This is a genomic window from Aquirufa aurantiipilula, assembly GCF_019923745.1.
In the GTDB taxonomy this organism is placed as follows: domain Bacteria; phylum Bacteroidota; class Bacteroidia; order Cytophagales; family Spirosomataceae; genus Aquirufa; species Aquirufa aurantiipilula.
The window spans coordinates 1-247 of record NZ_JAANOG010000065.1 but is presented as its reverse complement, the minus strand read 5'-3'; the positions used below and the strand labels follow the sequence as shown (position 1 = coordinate 247).

1 rRNA gene is annotated in these 247 nt (G+C 42.1%); it reads right to left on the bottom strand.

Annotation, left to right across the window (positions count from 1 at the left end):
• Positions 1-129: 129 nt before the first annotated feature.
• A 23S ribosomal RNA gene (locus G9H60_RS13375) occupies positions 130-247 on the bottom strand; the annotation flags it as partial.

Sequence of the window (247 nt, the reverse complement as noted above, 5' to 3'; positions counted from 1 at the left end):
GCGGGGCTTAACTTCTCTGTTCGAGATGGGAAGAGGTGAACACCCGTCCTATCGGCTCCATAAATCTTGCAAGGTTTTAGCCTTTTTCCATATTGTGAGATAAAATAAACAGTCGTTGCATTTTTTTATAAAAGTAAGCTTTCGGGTAATTAGTACTACTCGACTTTGACATTACTGCCTTTACATCTGTAGCCTATCGACCGTGTCGTCTACACGGACCCTTCATGGAATACTCATCTTCAGGTCA